Origin of the sequence: Nocardia pneumoniae NBRC 100136 (assembly GCF_000308755.1) — a bacterium.
GTDB lineage: Bacteria > Actinomycetota > Actinomycetes > Mycobacteriales > Mycobacteriaceae > Nocardia > Nocardia pneumoniae.
This window is the reverse complement of record NZ_BAGF01000084.1, coordinates 45,114-65,968: the sequence shown is the minus strand read 5'-3', so window position 1 is coordinate 65,968 and position 20,855 is coordinate 45,114. Positions and strand designations below refer to the sequence as shown.

The window sequence follows — 20,855 nt, the reverse complement described above, 5'->3', positions numbered from 1 at the left end:
AAGCATGGCGGCCGCTGGAATCGCGTCGATGGTGGTGTGCTCTCTATGGACACCTCAATGCGGCCAGCAGCCTGATCGGCCGGGCCCTACACTCGACGCACACGCATGCTCTCGACGGAGGTGATCGGCGGTTGAATCCCATGGATCCGCGCGACCAGCACACCGCACGTTATGAAGCCGGTTATCAGCCGGGGAATTACCGTGATCCCGGCTACCGGGGTGATCCGGGATACGGCCAGGGTGCCGGGTACGGCCAAGACCACGGATACAGCGCATATCAGCAGTCCGATTATCCGGACCGGCAGTCCCGGCCACAGCAGGGGCCGGACGTCAACATCGGCATGTTCGCCGGCGGCGTGTTCGCCACGGCAGTGGTAACCGCGCTCGCGGCCTGGCTGTGCGCCTGGATCATCGAAATCATCGCCACCCGGATGACGGAAAGCGGCAAGTTCGGGGTGTGGAACCCGATGTCCCAGCCCGCGTACTGGTTCGCCGTGGTTGCCTTCATCTGCGCGCTGCTGGCCGGGGTGCTCTGGTATCTGCTTCGCCTGGGTACTCCGTCACCGGAATTGTTCTTCGGCTGGATCGTGGGGATCCTCACCGCCGCGGCGGTGATCATTCCACTGGCCCTGTCCAGCGACCTGTGGGTGGGTATCACCACTGGGATCGAACATTTGGTGATCGGTCTTCCGATCCTCAGCATGGTGCGCATGGTGGGGGCCAAGAGCGTCGTGCCCCAGTGAGGAAGGGCCGAGTGGACCGCTGCCTCATGCGGACAGGGGCTGGCACGAGTCGCCCCCACTGTCACAGCGGTGTTCGCATCAGCAGAACGTTGTACTGGGTGTGCTGGGTGACCATGAAGTAGAGGTCACGGCCGGTTTGGTACGGGAAGATCATCGGTGCGTAGGCGGTGGGCAGGGCGCGGGTATCGATGAGGACCCTGGGTTCGCTCCACGGCCCTTCGGGTGCTGCCGCGGTGCGCATGACGACGCTGTTGGACGGATCGGTGGTCAGCATGACGAACTGGCCGAGGTAGTCGTTCCACATCACCGACAATTCGGCCACGCCGCCCACGATGGGCGCCGCGGTCTTCGCGTCGCCGGGCTTCCACGCTTTGCCGTCCCAGTATTCATAGGCGTCGATATTGGCGATATCGGTTTCTTTTGCACGCGAGACGAATCCGGGATTGTTGCGGCCGGAGGGAGTGCCGTAGCGGTAGACGTAGCCGCCCGCCTTAAGGAAGGCGTTCTGCTGAAAGTTCTCGTGACCGTCGACATTGGCGCGGCGTGTGGTGGTGAGTGGCGTCCACGTGGTGCCGCCGTCCTGCGAGGAGGCCAGCGTGGAGAAATTGGTGTGCCACTTGCCGTGGTCGCCCCACTCCCGGACCGACATCAGGCTCATGTATTGCACGCCGCCCACCGAGATGCCCGCCGTGGGGATCAAACTGATCTCGATGCCTGGGATCTTGGGGCTGGGTAGGGGATTCGGCACCACGTCGTCGAAGATGATGCCGCTGGCCGGGTCGTGTGTCGAGCTGCGGAACAGCACGTTGCTGGTCCAGGCCCAGATGCTGCCCGCGAGCAGATTGGGAAAGCCGAGCCCGGCGCTGTCGCCGAAAGCGGTGAGCATGCGGCCGTTGCCGTCATCCCACATGATGCCGAGATCGGTGCCGAGCACATTGAAATTCTGTGTGCGGTTCGGGCTGTCCATGCCGGTCACCTGGAAGACGGCCTTGGTCGGACCGGGCAGGTTCGGCAGTCCGTGGATGCCGTTGAGGGCCGGGATCGGTATGACGTTGTTGGGGTCGGCCCCGACCGGCGCGGCGGCGGCGAGGGCGAGGACCGTTGCGAGCGCACCGGCACCGGCAAGTGCGGACAGCGAGCGAGTCATCCGGCAATTCCCTTCGTCTGGGACGCAGTCTGCTCGCTCATTGTGCCTGCTCGCCGCCTCGATGTCGCTTACATCGGCGCATGCGCGCCACGAGTTGGGGCGCTCGTCACCAGCCGGTAGAGCCACCAAGGCCGTTCGGGCAGTTCGGGGCTGTAGACGCGCATGCTCATCGTGCGTACCCGGCGCGTGGCGAGGTCGCGCACCAGCAGCCTGCCGCGCGGGATGTCCGCGGAGCGCACCTCGCTGGTCCACATGCGGTCCCAGTCGGGGGAGCGGCGGCAGCGCTCGGCGATCTCCTCGACGCGCTCGCGCGGCGCGAGCGGGGACAGGATGCGAAACGCGTCGACCAGCAGGTGCGCCTCGACGGCCCACTCCACGATCACCCGTTTGGCGGCCGAGTCCAGAAACATCCACTCCAGCATGTTCGATCGGGCGGCGGCTCCCGGAAAGGTCCGATCAAAGGCGGAGTTCGCCGCCACCAGATCCTGCGTCGGCATTCGCTGATAGCAGGCCGGATCGGGAAGGCTGTGCAGGTCGTCCAGGTCGTCGGGAGTCGGCACCCCCGGTCCGGGTCCGTAAGCGGCCTCGAAGAAGTTCGGCAAAGTCAGCACGACGATGTGCCTGCGGTACCAGGCCGGCACTTCCAGCGCGTCGAAAAGCCGCTCGAGCAGCGGGTAACTCGGTGTGACCGCGCCCGTTTCGACTTGATCCAGCACCGGCTCGGTGAGTCCGGCGTGCTGGGCCAGGTGCGCGGGCGTCAATCCGGCTGCGAGTCGTCGTTCGCGCAAGTAAGCGCCGATGCCAGTCGCGTTGCGCATCACCTCGGGCACCTCTGCCGACACCTTCCGCCCCGAACCGTGGGGGTCGGGAGGTTCCTGCCCCCTCCCGGGAGCACGCAATCTACCGGAGAGCATCGGCGTCGAGCGCTGATCAGACGTCACGAATCGACAACCTAGACGACAGAACGGCCCGGAGATCATCTCCGGGCCGTTTTGTCGTGTTTCGTTGTGAAGATGCGTCAGAAGGCCGCTTCGTCCAGCTCCATGATGTCGTTGTCCAGGTTGGACAGCACGGCGCGGGTGGCGGTGAGCTCCGGCAGGACGTTGCGCGCGAAGAACTGCGCGACGGCGATCTTGCCGTTGTAGAACGCCTGGTCGGCGCCGGTCGCACCGTTGTCGAGCGCCGCGATGGCGATCTCGGCCTGACGCAGCAGCTGCCAGCCGATGAGCAGGTCACCCACCGAGAGCAGGAAGCGCACCGAACCGAGGCCGACCTTGTACAGTTCGCTCGGCTGCTCCTGGGCGCCCATCAGGTGGCCGGTGAGCGTGGCGGCCATGGCCTGCACGTCCTCCAGCGCGGTGGCCAGCAGCTTGCGCTCGCCCTTGAGGCGGCCGTTGCCCGCTTCGGCGTCGATGAACTTCTGCACGTGGCCGGCCACGTGGGCCAGCGCGACGCCGCGGTCGCGGGCGATCTTGCGGAAGAAGAAGTCCTGCGCCTGGATGGCGGTGGTGCCCTCGTACAGCGAGTCGATCTTCGCGTCCCGGATGTACTGCTCGATCGGGTAGTCCTGCAGGAAGCCGGAACCACCCAGGGTCTGCAGCGACTCGGTCAGGTACTGGTAGGCCCGCTCGGAGCCGACGCCCTTGACGATCGGCAGCAGCAGGTCGTTGACCCGGGCCGCGAGCTCGGGGTCGGCGCCGGAAACCAGCTGCGCCACATCGGCGTTCTGGTGGGCGGCGGTGTAGAGGTAGACCGCGCGCAGGCCCTCGGCGTACGCCTTCTGCATGGCCAGCGAGCGCCGCACGTCCGGGTGGTGGGTGATGGTGACGCGAGGCGCGGCCTTGTCGGTCATCTGGGTCAGATCCGCACCCTGCACACGCTGCTTGGCGTAGTCGAGCGCGTTCAGGTAGCCCGTCGACAGGGTCGCGATCGCCTTGGTGCCCACCATCATGCGGGCGTGCTCGATGACATCGAACATCTGCGCGATGCCGTTGTGCACCTCGCCGACCAGCCAGCCCTTGGCCGGGATGCCGTGGCCGCCGAAGGTGACCTCGCAGGTGGCCGAGACCTTCAGGCCCATCTTGTGCTCGACGTTGGTGACGAAGACGCCGTTGCGCTCACCGAGCTCACCGGTCTGGTGGTCGAAGTGGTACTTCGGCACGAAGAACAGCGACAGGCCCTTGGTGCCCGGTCCCGCGCCCTCGGGGCGGGCCAGCACCAGGTGCATGATGTTCGGGAACAGGTCGTCGGAGTCGGCGGAGGTGATGAACCGCTTGACGCCCTCGATGTGCCAGGAGCCGTCTTCCTGCTTGATCGCCTTGGTGCGGCCGGCGCCCACGTCGGAACCGGCGTCGGGCTCGGTGAGCACCATCGTGGCGCCCCAGCCCTGCTCGGCGGCGATCGTCGCCCAGCCCTTCTGCTCTTCGGTGGCGTTGTTGTAGAAGATGTTCGCGAAGCCGGGGCCGGCGGCGTACATGAAGGCTGCGGGCTGCGAGCCCAGCAGCAGTTCCGCGATGGCCCAGTAGGCCGCGCGCGGGATCGGCAGGCCGCCGAGTTCCTCGGCGATGCCCAGCTTGTCCCAGCCGCCGTCCTGCAGCGTCCGGTAGCTCTTCTTGAAGGATTCGGGCAGTGTGACCGTGTGGGTCGCCGGGTCGAAGACCGGCGGGTTGCGGTCCGCGTCGGCGAACGACTCACCGAGCGGGCCCTCGGCAAGGCGACGCACTTCGTTCAGCATCTCCTTGACGGTGTCCGCATCGAGGTCGCCGTAGGCGCCACTGTCCAGAATGGAACCAAGGCCCAGGACCTCGAAGAGGTTGAACTCCAGGTCGCGGACGTTGCTCTTGTAGTGACCCATTGTCAGTACTCACTCTCCGTTGAGTTGGTGCGGTCGGTTGGTGCCGTTCCCGCCCGTTGTTCGCTCCACCGGGTAGTCGTGCCGGTTTTCCGCATGCTACTCGCGGGTAACTTATGCGCCATATTACCGGCCGGTAATGACGACGCAAAGAGCTGAGCAGGCAATGTGATGCGTTTTACAGTGTCTGATCTGCGGCGCTGTGTTGGTTTGCCAGCGCCTGCGACGCGAACGGCCAGTGCTCGGTCTCGCTGCGCTCGAAAATGCAGCTTGGGCCGGTGTGGTTGCGCAGGGTGGCGGCCCTGAGAACTAGGCCGAGCAGGCAAGATGGAGACAATGCGCATCGAGACGAGTGCTGGACCGGCCGAGGTCGAGCTGGAGCAGCCCCGCAGGCCCGCGTTCCTGCTGCTGCTGACGCATGGTGCGGGCGGCGGGGTGGATACGAAAGACCTTCTGGCCGTGCGTGATTCGGCGCTGCGGCTGGGTGGCGCCGTGGCGCGGGTGGTGCAGCCCTATCGGGTCGCCGGGCGTCGGGCGCCCGGTTCGGCGGTCAAGCAGGACGAGGCATGGCTGGAGATCGTCGCTCGGCTACGCGGCCGCAAGCGCATCCCCCTGATCCAGGGTGGGCGCAGCAACGGTGCGCGGGTCGCCTGCCGCACCGCCGTCGCAGCCAGGGCTCGCGGCGTGCTCGCGCTCTCGTTCCCGCTGCACCCGCCGGGCAAGCCGGAGAACTCCCGCCGGGACGAGCTACTCGCCCCGGGAGACATCGAGGTGGTGGTCGTCAATGGCGCGAACGACCCGTTCGGCATTCCCGATGCCGACGATGCCGCCGAAGTCCGGATCATTCCCGGGCAAGCGCACGCGTTCCGGGCCGGATTCGATCTGATCGCCGAGACCGTCATCCCGTGGTTGGAACGCTGGGCCTGAACTGGGCTTTTGGCGTCCCGGGTCGAGCGGGCGGGTCCGTGTCACTCGGCCGGGCGAGTGGCGATGACCAGGGCATCGATGGCATCGCGGGTTTCGGTCGGGCGGTACACGCGGTCGGCGATGCGGACGCGGATGCGGTTGGCGGCGATCACGGGGCCGAGGTCGGCGACGATGTCGTCCGGGGTGAAGAGGATGGCGGGGTCCTGCGGCCCGCCGCAGCCGTCGGTCAGGTTGGTGGTGTCGTGGCCGAGCACGAGCAGGGTGCCTTCGGGAGCGAGCAGACCAGCCGCCTTGCGAACCACCGCGCGGCGCTGCTCGGCGGGCAGGTGCAGGAAGACCATCAGCACCAGCTCGAACGGCCCGGTGACGCCCGCCGCGTCCAGGTCGGTGACGTCGGCGCACTGCCAGGTGATGCGACCGCGGACCGATCGGGACAGCCGGGACGCCACGGTGCGTCCCTTGTCGATGCCCACCTGGGAGTAGTCGACGGCGTGCACCTGCCAGCCGTGCGTGGCCAACCACAAAGCGTTGCGGCCTTCCCCGCACGCCAAATCGAGGGCGCGGGGAAACTCCGGTGGCTCGCCGTCGGGCGTGGCGGGTTGCGGCGGCGTCCGCCGCTCCAACCCGTAGACGTGTTCCACCACGGTGTTGTTCGGCGGTGCGCCCCAGACCAATTCCGTTTGCGCATAGCGCTCGTCCCAATCGGCCGCATCCATATCGTGAGTCTATTGATCGCCGAGCCCGGCTACAGTCGGGGCGTCGAGCGGCGCGATCAGGGCGTCGAGGCCCCGGCCGGGAAAGCCGGGGTCGGTGCGGTCGGTCGCGACGGCGTGGTCGCAACGGCCGGGCGGCACTCTCGGCGGTGCGGGCCACGTTGGATCGGTACGTCGCGAGCTACAACGTCGTGCGCATCAGCACGACGTTGTATTGGCTGTGCACGGTCGTGAGGAAGTACAGATCACGACCCGTCTGGTACGGAAAGATCGATGGCGCATAGGCGGTGGGCAATTCGCGCGAGTCGATCAGCACTTCGGGTTCGCTCCACGGGCCGACCGGAGAGGACGCGCGGCGCATCACCACGGAGTTGAACGGGTCGGTGGTGAGCGAAATGAACTGCCCGAGATACGCGTTGTACATCACCGACAACTCGCTCACACCCCACATGATGGGTGCCGCGGCATTCACGTCGTTCTTACGCCAACCGTTGCCGTCCCAATATTCGTATTCGCTGAGATCGGCGATGTCATGCGCCCGGACGCGAGCCACGTGGGCGGTGTGGTTGCGCCCGGATCGGGTGCCGTATTCGTAGATGTATCCGCCGTCGGCGAGAAAGGCGTTCATCTGGAAGTTGGCGTTTCCGCCCTCGTTCGGGCGCCGGGTTTCCGGCAATTCCGCCCAGGTCTCGCCGTTGTCGCCGGAGACGGCCAGTCCGGAGAAATTGGTGCTCCACCGTCCGACGTCGTCCCAGCTCCGCACCGACATCAAGCTCATGTACTGCACGCCGTCGACCGCGATGCCCGCGGTGGGAATGCGGCTGATCTCCAGAAAGGGAATCTTCGGGCTGGGAACCAGATCACGCGCCTGGCCGAACACGTCGCGGACCGCGCTGTCGAAATAGATGCCCTCCGCCGGATCCGTGGTATGGCTGCGGAGCAGGATATTGCTGCGCCAGGCCCACATGCTGCCCGCGAGCAGATTCGGGAAGCCGAAACCGGCGGTATCGCCGAACGCGGTGAGCATTTCGCCGTGCCCGTTGTCCCACATGATCCCCAGGTCGGTCCCGAGCACGTTGTAATTCTGGGTGTTGTTCGGACTGGCCATACCCGTCACTTGGAAGACCGCCCTGGCGCGGCCGACCAGATTGGGCAGTCCGGTGGTGCCGTTGAGCACGGGAATCGGGTTGATGGCGTTCGGATTGGCGAATGCGGGGCTAGTCGCTGGGCAGAGCAGGGCCGAGATACCCGCCAGCGCCGAGAGCAGCAAGGATGCGGTTCTGATCAAGGTCTGTGAGCCCTCCGGTTTCGTGCCGGGAGCGGTGCGAAACACAGACGTCCCGCGATACACAGACTCCTTCGCAGTGTGCCTCGCACCGCTAGATCGACTGGCTGGCAAATCGTGCAAATGGTAGCAGCGCAACCGGCGGATTCGGGGCTTTCGTCGCAGACTGGTTAGCGTTCAGCTATCTTGCTGTTAGATTGCTGATTGCCTTCCGCAGGATCAGTGGGAGCTGGGTGGCACGCTCGACGGCGAAGGTGCGCCGCGGCGAGGCGTGCCAGGTCTTCTCGAACAGCCGCTTGGCGGCCGCGACGGCGTGCCGTGGCCGAGCCGCGATCTGGTCGGCCAGTTTCTCCGCCTCGGCGACCGGGTCGGCCGCCACCTCCGTGACCAAGCCGATCCTGGCCGCGTAGGCGGCGTCCACGGTGTCCGCGGTCATCGCCAGCAGGAGCGCCTTATCCACGCCGACCAGCCGGGATAGCGTTGCCGCTCCGGTCATGTCTGGGACGAGGCCGTGCTTGGCTTCCATCACGGAGAACGCCGCGTCCGGGGCGGCGAAGCGGACGTCCGCGGCGAGCGCGAGCTGCAGTCCGCCGCCGTAGCAGCGCCCGTGCACCGCCGCGATCACCGGGACCGGCAGGCGGCGCCACGCCCAGCACGCTTCTTGGAAGGCGTTCGTGCCGCGCCCGGGGAGCGGCACGAAGTTGCGCCCAATTGCCAGGGGATCGCTGGAAGCCGCCGCGATGTCCATGCCGCTGCTGAAACTGGGCCCGTTGCCGGACAGGATTACCGCGCGGACTTCCGGGTGACGAGCCACGGTTTTCGCGCTAGCAATCAGCTCGCTAATCATGTTGATGGTCAGGCCGTTGTGCTTGTCCGGCCGGTCGAGCGTGACGTAGGCGCGGTCGTTGTCGAACCGCAGCGCAATGTTGGTGCCCATTCTCGAATCTTACTCACGAGTCAGTTCGCCTGGAAGGCGTCGCGGTGAGCGCGCTGGCGCTCGCGCAACCGCGCATACTGGTCCGGGCGCCGGATACCGGCACCACCGCGGCAGCCGCCTGCTCCGTGCGGGCGCCGATCTCGCCGCGGACACGTTCACCCTGCTCACCGAGAGGAGCGCCCGATGACCGACCTGGTAGGTGTCGAACGGCGCGATGCGATCACCGTGCTGACGGTCAACCGTCCCGAGGCGCGCAACGCGATCAACCTGGCCACCGCGCAAGCCATCGAGGCCGCCGTCGACGAGTTCGAAGCCGACGCCGCCGCGCGCGTGCTCGTCCTGACCGGTGCGGGCGCGACCTTCAGCGCAGGAATGGATCTCGTGGCCGCCTCGAAGGGCGAGATGCCCATCACCCAGCACCGCGGTCCGCTCGGCATCACCGCGAAGCCCCCGGCGAAGCCGATGATCTCGGCGGTGGAGGGCTTCGCGCTGGCCGGTGGCTTCGAGCTGGCTTTGTCCGGCGATCTCATCGTCGCCGCGCGGAACGCGCAGTTCGGCATCCCGGAGGTCAAGCGCGGTCTGGTCGCCGCGGGCGGTGGCGTGCTGCGGCTGACTCAGCGGCTGCCGCGCAGCATGGCCGCTGAATTGGCGCTCACCGGCGGAAGGGTCGGCGCCGAGCGGCTCTACCAGCTCGGCTTGGTCAACCGCGTCACCGAACCCGGCGCCGCGCTCTCCGTCGCGCTGGAGCTGGCGGCCGAGATCGCCGCGGCCGCACCGCTGGCGGTGGCGGCGAGCAAGCGGATCATCGACGAGTCACCGGATTGGCGGGTCGCGGAGGCGTTCGCGAAGCAGGGCGAGATCGCGTTGCCTGCCCTGTTCTCCAAGGACGCCGCCGAGGGTGCGCTGGCATTCGCGCAGAAGCGCGAGCCCCAGTGGCAGGGCCGCTGAACCGAACGTCTACCGCGCCCGCGCGATCGTCTCGAACAGAACCTGTGCGCAGGCGGCGGGGTCGTCGGGGAACGGACTGTGCCCGCTGCCGTGCAACGTGACGTGCTCGGCGGTCGGCAACGCGCGACGGGCCCTGCGGCTCTGGGTGGCATAGGTGAGCAGGATGTCGCGGCTGCCCCAGGCGACTGTCACGGGAATGTCGGTGAGCGAGCCGATTTCGCGCAGTCGCGCGTCGGCGAACGAGGCGAGCGCCTCGTCGAATCCGGTCGCCTCGACCGCGCCGATGGCCGTCTCCAGCGCCATCTGGTGGTCCAGAGCCCAGGGCTTGCCGAAGATCAGCGAGAGAAAGACGGTCCGCCCCGCGGCGTTTCCGAGGACGAACGGCAGTGTCGGCCGGAGCAGTCGCGCGAGCGCCCGCGACTTACCCAGCGACTGCTGGCACCACACGCGACCCGCCGTGTCCCAGAAGCCGATCGGCGAATACGCGGTGACCGAGCGGGCCAGACCGCGTGCCCCCAGATTCAGCGTGATCAGACCGCCCATCGAGTTGCCCGCCAGATGCGGCCGTTCGATTCCCTGCGTCGCGAGGAATTCGGTGAGCGCGTCGGTGAGGGTGTCGACGGTCGTGTGTGCGAGGGGGTTCGATCCACCGAAGCCGGGCAGGTCGACGGCGATCACGTCATACGAGGCGGCGAGGGTGTCGATGATCGGTTCCCAGATCTGCCACCGGCTTCCGACCCCGTGCACCAGCACGAGCGGTTCCCCTGCGCCGACCCGGTGATGGTGCAACGTCGTCATGCTTGTCGTCTCCGTTCGTCCGCCTGCGCCAACCCTAACAGCAGTCAGCGGCCATCAGTTCGGATCGATCGGACCGTGCGCCACACCGCGACCTCGCTCGCTCGTCCCGTGTGCTGGGAAAACGAGTCTGGCGCCGGGTCGGGCGCGACCGGTACGATAATTGGTATGGCAACCCGTAAGGTGACCCTTTCGCTGGACGAAGCCGCTTGGTCATACGCCGAGCAGGCGGCGGCTCGCGCGGGTATGTCGCCCTCGGCGTGGATATCGAAGGCCGCGCGGCGGGAAGCCGTGCGAACCGGCGTCGGTCCGGTGTCGGATGTGACCGCCGATGCCGCGGCGGACGCGGCCGAGCTGGCGGCCGCCGAGGAGGCGATGCGTGCGTCGGGGTGAACTGTGGATCTACAACCCGCATGGTTCGCCGCGTCGCCGAACGGTCGTGCTGATCAGCAGTGATGGCATCAATGAATCGCCGCGTCCGTGGCTGATCGCCGCGGAGGTGATCGAGGAGGATCCGCGGGACATCCTCGCGGTCCCGGTGCAGGAGCACGGCTGGGTGCATGCGGGCAATATCGGGCGCATCTTCCGCGGATGGCTGGCCGAGCGGGTCGACGTGGTGGACACCGAAACCCTGGAGCGGCTCGACACCGCGTTGCGAGCGGCGATGGATCTGTGAGTACCGTCCACGTAAACCGTTGTGCGGCAACCTCTTCTATGTTTTCGGCGCGTACGACTACCGCGACGCGCCGCGGGGCATTATGGTGGCGACGCCACTGACGGTGGCCAGTCGAGGAAGAGGAGTCAGGTGCGGATCTGCATGATCGCCGCGGCGCTGATCGCGCTGCCGGTGCTCGCGGCATGCGGCAGCGACAAGGACACGGCGGCGCCCACGGTGACGCAGGCCGAGCTCGCCCAGTCGCTGCAGGACAAAGGCCTCAAGAACAAGCAACTGGCCGACTGCGCCGCGAAGGTGTTCGTCGAACAGGGGATTTCGCAGGCCGGGCTGCGGGTCATGGTCAGCGACGAGTACGACGTGAAGGCTCCCAACCAGGAGACGCTGGGCATGAGCAAGGAAGACGCGGACAAGGCGCGCTCGGCCAGCACCCGCATCGCCAGCGAGTGCATGTCGGCGGCGCAGCCGCGCTGAGTCGACGGGCGCTGACGGCGTCGACCGGCTTATCGCGGCAGATCAGCGCCTCCACACCGCCGGGTGGCAATCGACGCTTCACATAGCGGGCCGGTAGTGCGCGCAGTCTGCGTCGAGCGACTCTCGCCGATTACAGCGCGACTGTGAGTTCCACCCGCGCTGCCGAGCCCGCTTCGAGCCCTTCCGCGACCCGTACCGCCTTCTTCACCGGCAGCACGTAGGTCGCCCGGGACTTGTCCGGGAACAGCGACGTCGACCATCGGCTGTTGCCGATCACCACATGCACCCGCACGGCCCCGAACCCGCCCGCCCGATGCGCGTACCGCTCCTCGATCTCGTCGGCCACGTCTTCGGGTAGCGACACGAAATGCCATGCGGCATCACCTTGGTGCTCCCACACCTCCGCCGTGAACGTGTACCGCGATCCAGCCACGCCGCGACTGTATCGGCAGGCACCGACACTCCGCCCTCGACCGCCGATGGGCCACACAGTGGGCATCAGCGGGGTCATCCCGGCCGTGGGTGCGGGTGGTCAACTGTGGATCGAGGGCCTGGGACTTGATCCGAGTGCCGATCGCGCCGGACAGTCTCCGACCGTCCGGCTCCGGCCGCCGCGGCGGCCTGTACGAGGGCCATCGCGGTGAGCGCGCCCAGCGCGGGCGCCCAGCCGTGTGTCCGAGCGTGGAGCAGGCCCACCAGGGTCGGGCCAACTGCGGCGAGGGTGAACCCGACGGTCTGGGCCATCGCGGCCAGCGCGGCCGCGTGGCCGGCGTCGTCGGCGCGTTCACTCTGGAATGCCATGGCCAGGGCCAGGCATGCGCCCGCTCCGATGCCCAGCATGAGGATCGACAGCCCGGCCAAAGCGGGGGCCAGCGCGAGCAGCAGGAATCCTGCGGCGTCGAGTACCGAGGCGGCGACAGCGAGGCAGCGTTTCGCCGCGGCGGTGCGGGTGAGCCAGGGCATCGTGTTGATGACCGCCAAACCGAGGATCTGGAACGCGAACAGCGACCAGCCCGCTGTCTGGTGCGACACCCCGTTGTCGTGCAGGATGGTGGGCAACCAGGCGAGTGTGGTGTAGAACCCCAACGCCTGCAAGCCCATAAAGGCGCTGACCTGCCAAGCCAAGGCCGAACGCCACGGCATCGGTACCCGGCGGATGGTAGGCGGCGGTTCCGGTATGGGCTCGGTGCGACTCTGCCAGGCCAGCAACGCGATGCCGGTCAGCAGTGCGGTGGCCGCGAGCGCCGGTCGCCACCCACCGGGCAGAACATCGGCGAGCGGTACCGCGATTCCGGAGGACACAGCGGCCGCGGCGCACATCGCCGCGACCCAGGCGCCGGTGACCGCCGTGACACGCGTGGCGGAGACGCTGCCGCGGACGATGGCGGGCAGCAGTACATTCGCGAACCCGATAGCCCCCGCGATCACCACCGTCCCGGTGAACAGCCACAGCTGCCCGGGCGCCGAGCGGATCACCAGCCCCACCAGCATGCCGACCAGCGCGAGCCGCACCAGCCTTTCGGGCCCATGATGCACAGTGCGCAGCACCAGCACCGGGACCACGGCGAAGATCAACAGCGGCAGGGCGGTGAGCAGACCCGCGTACGCGCTGGACAGTCCGGTGTCGCCGGTGATGACCGGCATCAGCGGTCCGACGCTGGTCAACGGCGCGCGCAGGGTCGCGCCGACCAGCACGATTCCGAGGCCGAATCGGCTGTCCATCTATCGGCGGAAGATCGGGAAAGTCATGCGGCGAAGCAGCTTGTCCCGCATGACCATCGCGTGGAAGGCGACCGCGCAGATGTGGGCGGTCAGTGCGAGCAGCAGCAGGTAGGCGAGCGCGCTGTGCACCGTGCGCAACGTGGCATACAGCTCGGGGTCGGTGGGCGCGATCGCCGGAACGCGCAGGCCCGCGAGGATATGGATGGGAACACCGGATGCCGAAACCAGCGCCCACCCGACGAGCGGTTGCGCCAGGAACAGCGCGTACATCAGGATTTCGGACCCGGTCGCGACGAGCCGCTCGGGTCTCCGCATGGATTCGATCTGTGGTGGTGGCCGGTGGCGGACACGGTAGGCGAGGCGCAGGACGGCGAGCAGCAGGATGGCAAGCCCGATGGTCTTGTGCCAAGCCAGTAACCGGTGGTAGGCGCCGAGGTAGCCGACCATCGCCGCGCCGATACCGATCATGGCCAGGATCAGGGCTGCCATCGTCCAGTGCAGGATTCGCGCGACAACGCTGAAGCGCATGGTGTCGATAGTGGTTTCGCGCAGCGCCATCGTTGTCAGAGCTCCTTCACCACAACGGCTCCGGTGGGCTTCGATTCGCCCGCGCGGCGGCGGTACGACTCGGCGTAGGCTGCCGAGCGCGCCTGCAGGAGCGGGTCGTCGGACGGCGCGATGCCGTCGGGCAGCACCAGCGGATCGAAGTTCACGTTCTGCACGTTGTCCGCGGATTCGGTGTGCGCCTGCTCCACCACCACGGTGCCCACGTGCACCTCGCGGCGACCGGCGGGCCACGCCTTGGTGGCGTCGTCGGTGGGGTCGACGCCGCGCTCGCCGACCGTCACGACGAGTTTCCAGCGCAGTGGTGCGGCTTGAATGCCCGCGACCAAGCCGTCGAACAGCGCGTTCTCGCCGACTGGTGGTTGGGTGAGCGGAGCGGGATTGTCCGGGACGAGTCGCCAGCGCACCGGTACGGCGTCGCCCTCGGCGTTGGTGAACTCGAAGGCATTGAGCCCGAAGAAGGCCGTCTCCGCGAACGTCGCCGGGGGCGCGCCTTGTTCGATGATGCTCAGCGCCGCGGCGGTCTTGGGACGTGCCGCGATGTACCGGCCCATCACGGTGGAGTCGGGCTTGCCGGTCGCCGGGTCGGGGGCGAAAGCGAGTGTGCGGTCGTAGAAGTCCTGCGCTGTGGCATCGAGAAAGACCGGAATGTTGATCATCGCCATCCGCCACTGCTCTCCACCCGGCAGGAACAGCCGCAAACCCATCCCGCGGGGCGCGGTCGGCACATCGGGCATGTGCGGATTGCCGCCTGCGAGGGAGAACCGTCCGTCGAGCCGGTAGCGCCCCGGCCGGAAAACGGACGCCTTCGACAACTCGACACCGTTGCCATTGCTGTCGAAGTATCCGGCGACGGCGACCCCTTTGGCATGGTTGCGCCGGCAACCGGGGAAGGTGCCGCCCGCGGTGTCCTGCAGGCGATCCACCAGTCTGCGCGCGGTGAGCCGCCACGGCCCGATGACGCTCTCGGTGAACAAGAACCCTCCGATTCCTGCGGCACCGAGCGCGGCGACAGCGGCGCTGCCGAGCAGTGTGCGGCGATTCAGTTGCCAGGAACGCTGGCTTGCCTCGGTCATGTTCCTCTTCCTCCGGGTGCGATGCGCCCACGCGGAGCGCGGGCGCGGAAACGCGGCGTGGCGGCCTTGCCGATCACGGCGGACCCATGGCCTGGAGCTGTTCGATCACAACCGGGTCGACGCCGGGCTTGTCGGCCAGCAGCATGTCGATAGGGGGTGCGGACGCCGACGCGATGCGAATATCGATCACGTAGGGTTCGCCCTGATCGAGGGCTTTGAATCCGCGTTGGAGCGCGTCGGCGAGTTTCGCGGTCTTGGTCACCACTTCGCCGTCGATGTCGAAGCTGTCGGCGATCTCCGCGAAGTCCTGGCTGGGTTGACCCAACCGCAAATACCAGGCGTCGTTGCTCGGCCGCCAGCCGTAGATCTGTTCGATGGCGGACAGCCCGGTCATGAGGGTCTTGTACTCGTGGTTGTTCATGACGAGATACAGCACCGGCAGCGCCAGTTTGCTCGTCGTCCACCACGAGTTGGTGTGGAACAGGGCCGAACCGTCGCCGACGATCGTCACGACGTAGCGGCGCGTCCCCGTGGCGAGGGCGATACCGATCGAAGCGGGCAGGGAGAACCCGAGGGAGCCGCCGGAGGTGCAGAAATAGGCGTCGGGTCCGTCGTAGGCGATCGCCTTCTGAATCGCCGCCGAGATCGCGAAATCCTCGTTGATCACGGTCAGCGGCTTGTCGAGGGTCTTCTGCACCTCGGCGAGCACCATCGGCACGACGTAGTCCGGAATCGTCGGCTCGTGCCCGCGGGCGGTGGGTCCCGCCGCGAGGAACGCCTCGTCGCGGCGGGCATCGAGCGCCAGAAGGCGCTGATTGCGCTGTGCCGCGGCGGCTTCATCGTAGGCGGGATGTTCGATGACGGCGTCGATGATCAGCGGCAGACTGCGTTTGATGTCGCCGAGCACGCCCACGGCGGCGTACGCGTTCTTGCCGATCTCCCACGGATCGTTGTGCAGGGTCACCTGCGTGAGGGTGGGCGGAATGATCGGGCCCTTCTCCCACCGGAACACCAGGATCTGGGCTTGGGAATTCACGCCGATCTGGAAGATGGTGTCGAAGTCGGCCAGCTGCATGTGCACCCCGTCCTGGGTGGGCACCAGTTCGCCTTGCCAGTGCGGCAGATCGTTCGGGTAGTTCATCCGGCTGGCCTGGTTCTCCGAATACACGGCGGCGCCGAGAACGCTCGACAGCCGCTCGATCTCCGGCCACGCATCTGCCTCGCCGACCCCATCGCCGACCAGCACCACCGGGTTCTTCGCGTGCGCGAGCTCTTTCGCCGCGGCCGCGACACCGGCCGGGTCCGCGCCGACCGCGTGTGCGATGCGGGTGACGCGCCCCGGCTGTTGCATGGCAGGCGCTTCGAGCAGGAAGTTCCACGGCAGCGACACGAACACCGGCCGGAACGGCGGGACCAGAAGTTCCTTGAAGGCCCGCTGCAACACCAGCGGCATCTCGTCGACGCTGCGGATCTCGTGGGACCACTTCGTGTACTGCTCGGCCGTGTGGACCAGGTCGGAGGCCAGGATCGGTTCCTGGATCAGCAACTCGCTGTGCTGCTGCCCGCAGAACACGATGAGCGGGATGTTGGATCGGTAGGCGTTGAAGAGATTGCCGATGATGTTGGCCGTGCCGGGCGTGATGTGCACGATCGCCGCGCCGGGGCGTCCCGACATCCGGGCGTAGCCCATGGCCGCGCCCAGGGCGATGTTCTCGTGCAGGCACGGCACGTACTCGACGCCGTTCTCGGGCAGGGTTGTTCCGTCGAGCAGCGGGATCTCGTGGGTGCCGGGCACACCGAACGCGTACTCGGTCCCCACCGCACGCAGATAGTCGAAGATGATGTCGCGGCCCAGCCTGCGGGGCGGTGTGGATGAACTCATGGTCCTTTCGTTCCTGATAGTGCTGCGACTCGGGTGACCCGGTCAGCGGCCGGTCCAGATCGGTGGTCGTTTTTCGACGAACGCGCGCGGGCCTTCTTCGGCGTCGGCGGAATCGGCGCGCAGGGTTTCCCAGTGGTATCGGGCGGTGAACGCCTCGGACAGTGGCATGGTCACCGACGAGGCCGCCGCCTCCTTGATGGCGCGCACCGACAGCGGCGCGCACGCCAGGATGTCGGTGACCCAGGCATCGGTGCACGCGTCGAGATCGGCAACGGAAACGACTTCGTTGACCAGGCCGAGCTCGGCGGCGCGGAGCGCGGTCATGCGCCGACCGGTGAGCAGATGGCCGAGCGCGATCCGGTAGGGCGCCTGGCGCGGCAACCGGAAGACGCCTCCCGCGCCGGGGATCAGGCCGAGTTTCGCTTCGGTGAGCCCGAACTCGGCGTTGTCGGCGGCGATCACGATGTCGCACGCGAGAGCGAGTTCGAAACCGCCGCCGAGCGCATATCCGGCAACCTTGGCGATCAGCGGTTTCGGGAATCCGAACCGTTCGGTGATCCGCGGGAATCCCGGTTTGCCCGCGCTGCCGAAGGTGGAGTGCCCGTCGCCGCGGTCGATGCGCTGGGACAGTTCTTTCAGGTCCTGCCCGACCGAGAAGGCTCGACCGCCGCGGCCGCTGAGGACCGCTACCCAGATGTCGTCGTCGCGTTCGATGTCGTCCCATACCTGTGCGAGCTCGGCGTGCATCCGCACGTTCATCGCGTTGAGCACTTCTGGGCGATCGAGTTCGACGGTGGCGACGCGGCCGTGCTTGCGGTAGACCACGGTGGTGAGATCCGGCATCGGGGTCACCGGTGTGCTCCCGCGCTGAACCGGCCCACCTTCGCCAGCACGTCCGCGCCGTAGAGCCGAAGCGCTTGGTGCAGTGCGAACTCGGCCATGTACCGGCGGAAGTCGTCTTGTGGTTCCTCGGCGGTCACGATCATATGTTTGTTCGCTACCACCGCGTCGGCTGCCAGTTGCTCGGCGGCGCGGGCGATTTCGGTGTCCATCGCGTCGGGTTCGACGACGGTGTCGAACACGTACCGCGCGTCGGGTTCGGTGGCGCGAATTCGCCTGCCCCAGAGAATCACCTCGCGCGACAGCCGCGACGTCGAGCCGCGCCCGAGCCGCAGATTCGCCGCGCCGGGAACGATCCCCTCCTGAGCCGCCGGAAGACTGAAGTAGCTGTCGGCGGCGGCGATCACTCGATCGAAGACCAGCAGCAACTGCGCGCCGCCGCCGATCGCGAAGGTGTCCACCCCGGCGATCCATGGTTTCGTCCGCAGCCGCGGTGGCCACTCGCCGGAATCATCGGCCGACAAGCCACGCAGAAGCTTGGCGATATACCCGGTCTCACGGCCGAGCAGGAACTCGACGTAGGAGATCTTCCCCTGGTGCAGCTGAGTGAGGTTGATGCCCGCGCTGAACACCCGTTTGCCGCGATAACGCGGGTGGGTCATTTCGCCGCCCCGCACCACCCCTACCTTCGACTGCTGATCGAGCAGCACCAGGTCGACGGCGGTTTCCATATCGGCGACGTGCTGGTTGTCCTCGGCGTTGAGGCAGTGGGTGTTGGTGATCGTGATGGTCGCGCTGTGCCCGGAGCGAGTCAGGGTCGCCGCGGGCAGGGTGATCCGGCCGGTGGTCTGGAACTCGGGCAGCAGCGCCTGTGCGCGACTGGTCGGCCTGCGCATCGCGTCGAGCAGGTGTTCACCCGCGACCGGGTCGGAGAACACCGCGTGGAAGAAGATTCCCTGGTCGATCTCCCAGCCTTCCTTGTGCGCCTGGACCGCTGCGGCGTCGGCGGCGAGCTGACCGGGCTCGGGCAGCAGGCCGGGGAACCGGGTGGCGACCGTGGCGGCGAGCTCGCTCGAGCGCAGTGATTCGCGCAGGTTGTCGGTGGCGGAGAGGTACACGGCGGAAAGATGGGTGCGCAGGAACGCCCGGCGCAGGGTTCGCAAAGCATGGTGTGCGTGCGCGGCCTGGGCGGCCGCGGCCTCGTCACGGTCGGCGACCGGCCCGAGTTCGCGCAGCGTGCGGGCGCATTCGGTGGCGGCGGCATGGAGTGCCGCGTGGTCGTATCCGATGTCGCCGATGAACTGCGGCAGTGTGGTCACAATGTGCTCCCGAGTCGTCGTAGCGCTCGGTCGGACGCCGCCAGATGCGCGCCCAGCGCATCTTCGAATCGGGTGGCCGTCGCGTCCAGGATCAGACGCCTGCGGATGGCGATCTCGGTCCCCGCGACCCCGTCGAACAGCGCCAGACCGGCTTGTACCGCTTGGGTTTCGGCTTGGGCGTCGTCATCGATCGCCGCGTCCACCAAGCCCTGCTCCAGCGCTTGGGCCGCCGATAGGCTGCGCCTCTGTACCGCGAGCGTCCTGGCAGGTCCAGCGCCGTGCTGGGCGACCAGCCGATGCAGCGCCATCCCGGGCCAGGCACCTCCCTCGGAGGTCGCGAATCCGAAGATCGACCCGGATCGCAGGATCCGATAGTCGGAGACGAGCAGCAGTTCGGCCGCCGGGCCGTAGGCGTCTCCGTCGACGACGGCGACGATCGGCGCCGGCACTTGTTCCAAGCGCCGCAAAGCGCCTTCCCATTTGCCGACGGTGCCGATATCGACCGGGCCTGGCCACGAAAAGCCCTGTCCCGCTTGTGGCCCGCTGACATACAGGACGACACTGTGCGGCCGGTCCTGCGGCGCGTCTTCGGCACGCAGCGCGATGGCCGTCACCGTGCCGATCAGCTCAGGTGACAGTGGTCGATCGGCGGGTATCACCGCGGCCAGAACGTTGGTCGTGGCTCCGTCGGATGCGGTCATCGTTCCCCCTGTGTCTAGTTCGGTGGACGTGGATCAGAAACGGAGAAGAGCGGATTCGATCTGCGAACCGGGGCCCATCGTCATGAGGACGCCGTAGTCGCCGGGGCGGACCTGCCCTTCCTCGAGCAGGCGCTGGTAGGAGAACAGGAACGAGCCGCTGGAAAGGTTGCCGAAATCGCGCATCACACTCGAGGTGTGGCGCAGGTCGTAGGACGTGAGGCCGAGGTTGATCTTGACCGCGTCGATGACCTTCTTGCCGCCCGAGTGGACGGTCCAGTGCGCGATGTCCTTGCGCCGCAATCCGGTGCCGCGCAGCAACTTCTCGATCACGATCTCGGCGTGCGCGCCGACCTCGTAGGGGACTTCCTTGTCGAGGTAGAAGCTGAATTTTCCGGCGTCTTCATCCCAGTCGTAGCGCATCGCCCCGACCGCGTGCCGAATCATGTAGCTGCTGGTGGTCAGGAGCACGGGCGTGCGACCGGTGCTCGCGGCCGCACGGCCTCCGCCGTTGCCCGCCTGTACGGCCAGCGCGGCCGCGCCGTCACCGAACAGGCTGTTCACCACCGCGGTGCGCATTGTTCCGTCGAACACGTAAGCCGCCGAGCACGCTTCCGAGCAGACGAGCAAAGCCAGCTCGCCCGGATGCGTGGACGCCCAATTGGACACGGCGGCAAGGCCGTTGAGTCCGGCGTTACAGCCCATGCCGACGACGTCGAGCCGGGCCGTGTCCGGATCGAGGCCCAACTCGTTGATCAGCAGCGCACTGAAACCAGGAGTGAGGAATCCGGTGGTGGTGACGGCCACCAGGTAACGCACGTCATGCAGGTCGCGCCCGATCTCGCGCAGGCATCGGCGCACCGCGTCCGCCCCCGTGCGCACACCGTGGTTTCGGTGCTTTTCCAGTAGCTCGCCTTGAGTTTCGATGCGGAATTCGCCGTCGTCACCGCGTGGGGGGAGGGTCAGGTACCGCTGCTCGATGCCGCCGTTGAGGAAGACACCGCGGATCTTGGGGTCGGTGATCTTCAGCAGCTCGACGAGTTCGCGCTGGCTGTAGCGGTTGGGAGGGTTGGCGGTCGCCACACCCAGCAACGTCGGAAGGGTGGCCGGTACCCGGGTGCGGGTGTCGAGTGATTTCTGCTCGAGTGTTTCCACCCGGGCGGTGCTCATGGTCGTCATGCTCAATTCCTGTGGTGATTCGTGGAGACGCGCGGACATAGGGGCGCGTGATCGATAAACGCGATGCGTTTCCAGGAGAAGT

22 protein-coding genes are annotated in these 20,855 nt (G+C 67.4%); 6 read left to right on the top strand and 16 right to left on the bottom strand.

Annotation, left to right across the window (positions count from 1 at the left end; genetic code table 11):
- Nucleotides 1–140: 140 nt before the first annotated feature.
- Entirely contained in the window at nucleotides 141–743 is a 603-nt protein-coding gene (locus ON34_RS27130; RefSeq protein ID WP_040784729.1) for a DUF6069 family protein, read from the top strand.
- A gap of 61 nt (nucleotides 744–804) precedes the next feature.
- On the opposite strand, the gene ON34_RS27125 is transcribed toward ON34_RS27130, so the two are convergent.
- The 3 genes from ON34_RS27125 to ON34_RS27115 form a co-directional block, all read right to left on the bottom strand.
- Nucleotides 805–1,890, bottom strand: coding sequence for a glycoside hydrolase family 183 protein (locus ON34_RS27125; RefSeq protein WP_040784727.1), 1,086 nt, complete (start codon nucleotides 1,888–1,890; stop codon nucleotides 805–807).
- A gap of 68 nt (nucleotides 1,891–1,958) precedes the next feature.
- Nucleotides 1,959–2,708, bottom strand: coding sequence for a helix-turn-helix domain-containing protein (locus ON34_RS27120; RefSeq protein ID WP_040784977.1), 750 nt, complete (start codon nucleotides 2,706–2,708; stop codon nucleotides 1,959–1,961).
- Between the two features lie 200 nt (nucleotides 2,709–2,908).
- The gene (locus tag ON34_RS27115) at nucleotides 2,909–4,744 is read right to left on the bottom strand and encodes an acyl-CoA dehydrogenase (RefSeq protein ID WP_040784725.1); all 1,836 of its coding nucleotides are present in this window, start codon (nucleotides 4,742–4,744) and stop codon (nucleotides 2,909–2,911) included.
- A 333-nt stretch (nucleotides 4,745–5,077) separates the two neighbouring features.
- On the opposite strand from ON34_RS27115, the gene ON34_RS27110 reads away from it, so the two are divergent.
- On the top strand, nucleotides 5,078–5,668 hold the full coding sequence (locus ON34_RS27110; protein ID WP_040784723.1) for an alpha/beta hydrolase family protein: 591 nt from the start codon (nucleotides 5,078–5,080) through the stop codon (nucleotides 5,666–5,668).
- Nucleotides 5,669–5,709: 41 nt separating this feature from the next.
- On the opposite strand, the gene ON34_RS27105 is transcribed toward ON34_RS27110, so the two are convergent.
- The 3 genes from ON34_RS27105 to ON34_RS27095 form a co-directional block, all read right to left on the bottom strand.
- On the bottom strand, nucleotides 5,710–6,384 hold the full coding sequence (locus ON34_RS27105; RefSeq protein WP_040784721.1) for a class I SAM-dependent methyltransferase: 675 nt from the start codon (nucleotides 6,382–6,384) through the stop codon (nucleotides 5,710–5,712).
- Nucleotides 6,385–6,562: 178 nt separating this feature from the next.
- Nucleotides 6,563–7,669, bottom strand: coding sequence for a glycoside hydrolase family 183 protein (locus ON34_RS27100; RefSeq protein WP_040784975.1), 1,107 nt, complete (start codon nucleotides 7,667–7,669; stop codon nucleotides 6,563–6,565).
- Between the two features lie 178 nt (nucleotides 7,670–7,847).
- Nucleotides 7,848–8,603: a crotonase/enoyl-CoA hydratase family protein gene (locus tag ON34_RS27095; protein WP_040784719.1), complete on the bottom strand. Its 756-nt coding sequence runs from the start codon at nucleotides 8,601–8,603 to the stop codon at nucleotides 7,848–7,850.
- A gap of 183 nt (nucleotides 8,604–8,786) precedes the next feature.
- Here ON34_RS27095 and ON34_RS27090 point away from each other — a divergent pair, with 183 nt between their 5' ends.
- On the top strand, nucleotides 8,787–9,551 hold the full coding sequence (locus ON34_RS27090) for a crotonase/enoyl-CoA hydratase family protein (RefSeq protein WP_040784717.1): 765 nt from the start codon (nucleotides 8,787–8,789) through the stop codon (nucleotides 9,549–9,551).
- 9 nt (nucleotides 9,552–9,560) lie between these two features.
- On the opposite strand, the gene ON34_RS27085 is transcribed toward ON34_RS27090, so the two are convergent.
- Nucleotides 9,561–10,349 (bottom strand): alpha/beta fold hydrolase, encoded by a 789-nt coding sequence (locus tag ON34_RS27085; RefSeq protein WP_040784715.1) that lies wholly within the window; start codon nucleotides 10,347–10,349, stop codon nucleotides 9,561–9,563.
- 165 nt (nucleotides 10,350–10,514) lie between these two features.
- On the opposite strand from ON34_RS27085, the gene ON34_RS27080 reads away from it, so the two are divergent.
- The 3 genes from ON34_RS27080 (at nucleotide 10,515) to ON34_RS27070 (ending at nucleotide 11,493) form a co-directional block, all read left to right on the top strand.
- Complete coding sequence (locus ON34_RS27080; RefSeq protein ID WP_040784713.1) at nucleotides 10,515–10,739, top strand: hypothetical protein; 225 nt, start codon at nucleotides 10,515–10,517, stop codon at nucleotides 10,737–10,739.
- Nucleotides 10,726–11,022 carry a hypothetical protein gene (locus tag ON34_RS27075; RefSeq protein WP_040784711.1) on the top strand — a complete coding sequence of 99 codons (297 nt, stop codon included), beginning with the start codon at nucleotides 10,726–10,728 and terminating at the stop codon, nucleotides 11,020–11,022. The genes ON34_RS27080 and ON34_RS27075 overlap by 14 nt, the downstream gene beginning before the upstream one ends.
- A 141-nt stretch (nucleotides 11,023–11,163) precedes the next feature.
- Nucleotides 11,164–11,493: a hypothetical protein gene (locus tag ON34_RS27070; RefSeq protein WP_245548216.1), complete on the top strand. Its 330-nt coding sequence runs from the start codon at nucleotides 11,164–11,166 to the stop codon at nucleotides 11,491–11,493.
- A gap of 130 nt (nucleotides 11,494–11,623) precedes the next feature.
- On the opposite strand, the gene ON34_RS27065 is transcribed toward ON34_RS27070, so the two are convergent.
- The 9 genes from ON34_RS27065 to dpgA all read right to left on the bottom strand — a co-directional run bounded on the left by ON34_RS27065 (nucleotide 11,624) and on the right by dpgA (nucleotide 20,773).
- Nucleotides 11,624–11,926: a DUF1905 domain-containing protein gene (locus ON34_RS27065; protein ID WP_040784707.1), complete on the bottom strand. Its 303-nt coding sequence runs from the start codon at nucleotides 11,924–11,926 to the stop codon at nucleotides 11,624–11,626.
- Nucleotides 11,927–12,000: 74 nt separating this feature from the next.
- Nucleotides 12,001–13,215, bottom strand: coding sequence for an MFS transporter (locus ON34_RS27060; RefSeq protein ID WP_051023181.1), 1,215 nt, complete (start codon nucleotides 13,213–13,215; stop codon nucleotides 12,001–12,003).
- A complete protein-coding gene (locus ON34_RS27055) occupies nucleotides 13,216–13,767 on the bottom strand; it encodes a cytochrome b (RefSeq protein WP_373291983.1) in 552 nt (183 codons plus the stop codon).
- An 11-nt stretch (nucleotides 13,768–13,778) separates the two neighbouring features.
- Nucleotides 13,779–14,855, bottom strand: a complete 1,077-nt coding sequence (locus tag ON34_RS27050; RefSeq protein WP_040784704.1) for a catalase family peroxidase — start codon at nucleotides 14,853–14,855, stop codon at nucleotides 13,779–13,781.
- A 73-nt stretch (nucleotides 14,856–14,928) separates the two neighbouring features.
- Nucleotides 14,929–16,737 (bottom strand): thiamine pyrophosphate-binding protein, encoded by a 1,809-nt coding sequence (locus ON34_RS27045; protein ID WP_040784702.1) that lies wholly within the window; start codon nucleotides 16,735–16,737, stop codon nucleotides 14,929–14,931.
- Between the two features lie 42 nt (nucleotides 16,738–16,779).
- A complete protein-coding gene (dpgD, locus tag ON34_RS27040; protein ID WP_040784973.1) occupies nucleotides 16,780–17,580 on the bottom strand; it encodes an enoyl-CoA-hydratase DpgD in 801 nt (266 codons plus the stop codon).
- 5 nt (nucleotides 17,581–17,585) lie between these two features.
- Nucleotides 17,586–18,896: a (3,5-dihydroxyphenyl)acetyl-CoA 1,2-dioxygenase DpgC gene (dpgC, locus tag ON34_RS27035; RefSeq protein ID WP_245548215.1), complete on the bottom strand. Its 1,311-nt coding sequence runs from the start codon at nucleotides 18,894–18,896 to the stop codon at nucleotides 17,586–17,588.
- Complete coding sequence (gene dpgB / locus ON34_RS27030) at nucleotides 18,893–19,597, bottom strand: enoyl-CoA-hydratase DpgB (RefSeq protein ID WP_040784700.1); 705 nt, start codon at nucleotides 19,595–19,597, stop codon at nucleotides 18,893–18,895. Before dpgB ends, dpgC begins: the two co-directional genes overlap by 4 nt.
- 33 nt (nucleotides 19,598–19,630) lie before the next feature.
- Nucleotides 19,631–20,773: a 3,5-dihydroxyphenylacetyl-CoA synthase DpgA gene (gene dpgA / locus ON34_RS27025; RefSeq protein ID WP_083889838.1), complete on the bottom strand. Its 1,143-nt coding sequence runs from the start codon at nucleotides 20,771–20,773 to the stop codon at nucleotides 19,631–19,633.
- Nucleotides 20,774–20,855 lie beyond the last annotated feature (82 nt).

What these genes read in the sequence shown, in the direction of transcription:
- ON34_RS27130 (WP_040784729.1), top strand. Translation starts at nt 141, where the DNA reads ATGGATCCGCGCGACCAGCACACCGCACGTTATGAAGCCGGTTATCAG.
- ON34_RS27125 (WP_040784727.1), bottom strand. Translation starts at nt 1,890, where the DNA reads ATGACTCGCTCGCTGTCCGCACTTGCCGGTGCCGGTGCGCTCGCAACG.
- ON34_RS27120 (WP_040784977.1), bottom strand. Translation starts at nt 2,708, where the DNA reads ATGCGCAACGCGACTGGCATCGGCGCTTACTTGCGCGAACGACGACTC.
- ON34_RS27115 (WP_040784725.1), bottom strand. Translation starts at nt 4,744, where the DNA reads ATGGGTCACTACAAGAGCAACGTCCGCGACCTGGAGTTCAACCTCTTC.
- ON34_RS27110 (WP_040784723.1), top strand. Translation starts at nt 5,078, where the DNA reads ATGCGCATCGAGACGAGTGCTGGACCGGCCGAGGTCGAGCTGGAGCAG.
- ON34_RS27105 (WP_040784721.1), bottom strand. Translation starts at nt 6,384, where the DNA reads ATGGATGCGGCCGATTGGGACGAGCGCTATGCGCAAACGGAATTGGTC.
- ON34_RS27095 (WP_040784719.1), bottom strand. Translation starts at nt 8,603, where the DNA reads ATGGGCACCAACATTGCGCTGCGGTTCGACAACGACCGCGCCTACGTC.
- ON34_RS27090 (WP_040784717.1), top strand. Translation starts at nt 8,787, where the DNA reads ATGACCGACCTGGTAGGTGTCGAACGGCGCGATGCGATCACCGTGCTG.
- ON34_RS27085 (WP_040784715.1), bottom strand. Translation starts at nt 10,349, where the DNA reads ATGACGACGTTGCACCATCACCGGGTCGGCGCAGGGGAACCGCTCGTG.
- ON34_RS27080 (WP_040784713.1), top strand. Translation starts at nt 10,515, where the DNA reads ATGGCAACCCGTAAGGTGACCCTTTCGCTGGACGAAGCCGCTTGGTCA.
- ON34_RS27070 (WP_245548216.1), top strand. Translation starts at nt 11,164, where the DNA reads ATGATCGCCGCGGCGCTGATCGCGCTGCCGGTGCTCGCGGCATGCGGC.
- ON34_RS27060 (WP_051023181.1), bottom strand. Translation starts at nt 13,215, where the DNA reads ATGGACAGCCGATTCGGCCTCGGAATCGTGCTGGTCGGCGCGACCCTG.
- ON34_RS27050 (WP_040784704.1), bottom strand. Translation starts at nt 14,855, where the DNA reads ATGACCGAGGCAAGCCAGCGTTCCTGGCAACTGAATCGCCGCACACTG.
- ON34_RS27045 (WP_040784702.1), bottom strand. Translation starts at nt 16,737, where the DNA reads ATGAGTTCATCCACACCGCCCCGCAGGCTGGGCCGCGACATCATCTTC.
- dpgD (WP_040784973.1), bottom strand. Translation starts at nt 17,580, where the DNA reads ATGCCGGATCTCACCACCGTGGTCTACCGCAAGCACGGCCGCGTCGCC.
- dpgB (WP_040784700.1), bottom strand. Translation starts at nt 19,597, where the DNA reads ATGACCGCATCCGACGGAGCCACGACCAACGTTCTGGCCGCGGTGATA.
- dpgA (WP_083889838.1), bottom strand. Translation starts at nt 20,773, where the DNA reads ATGACGACCATGAGCACCGCCCGGGTGGAAACACTCGAGCAGAAATCA.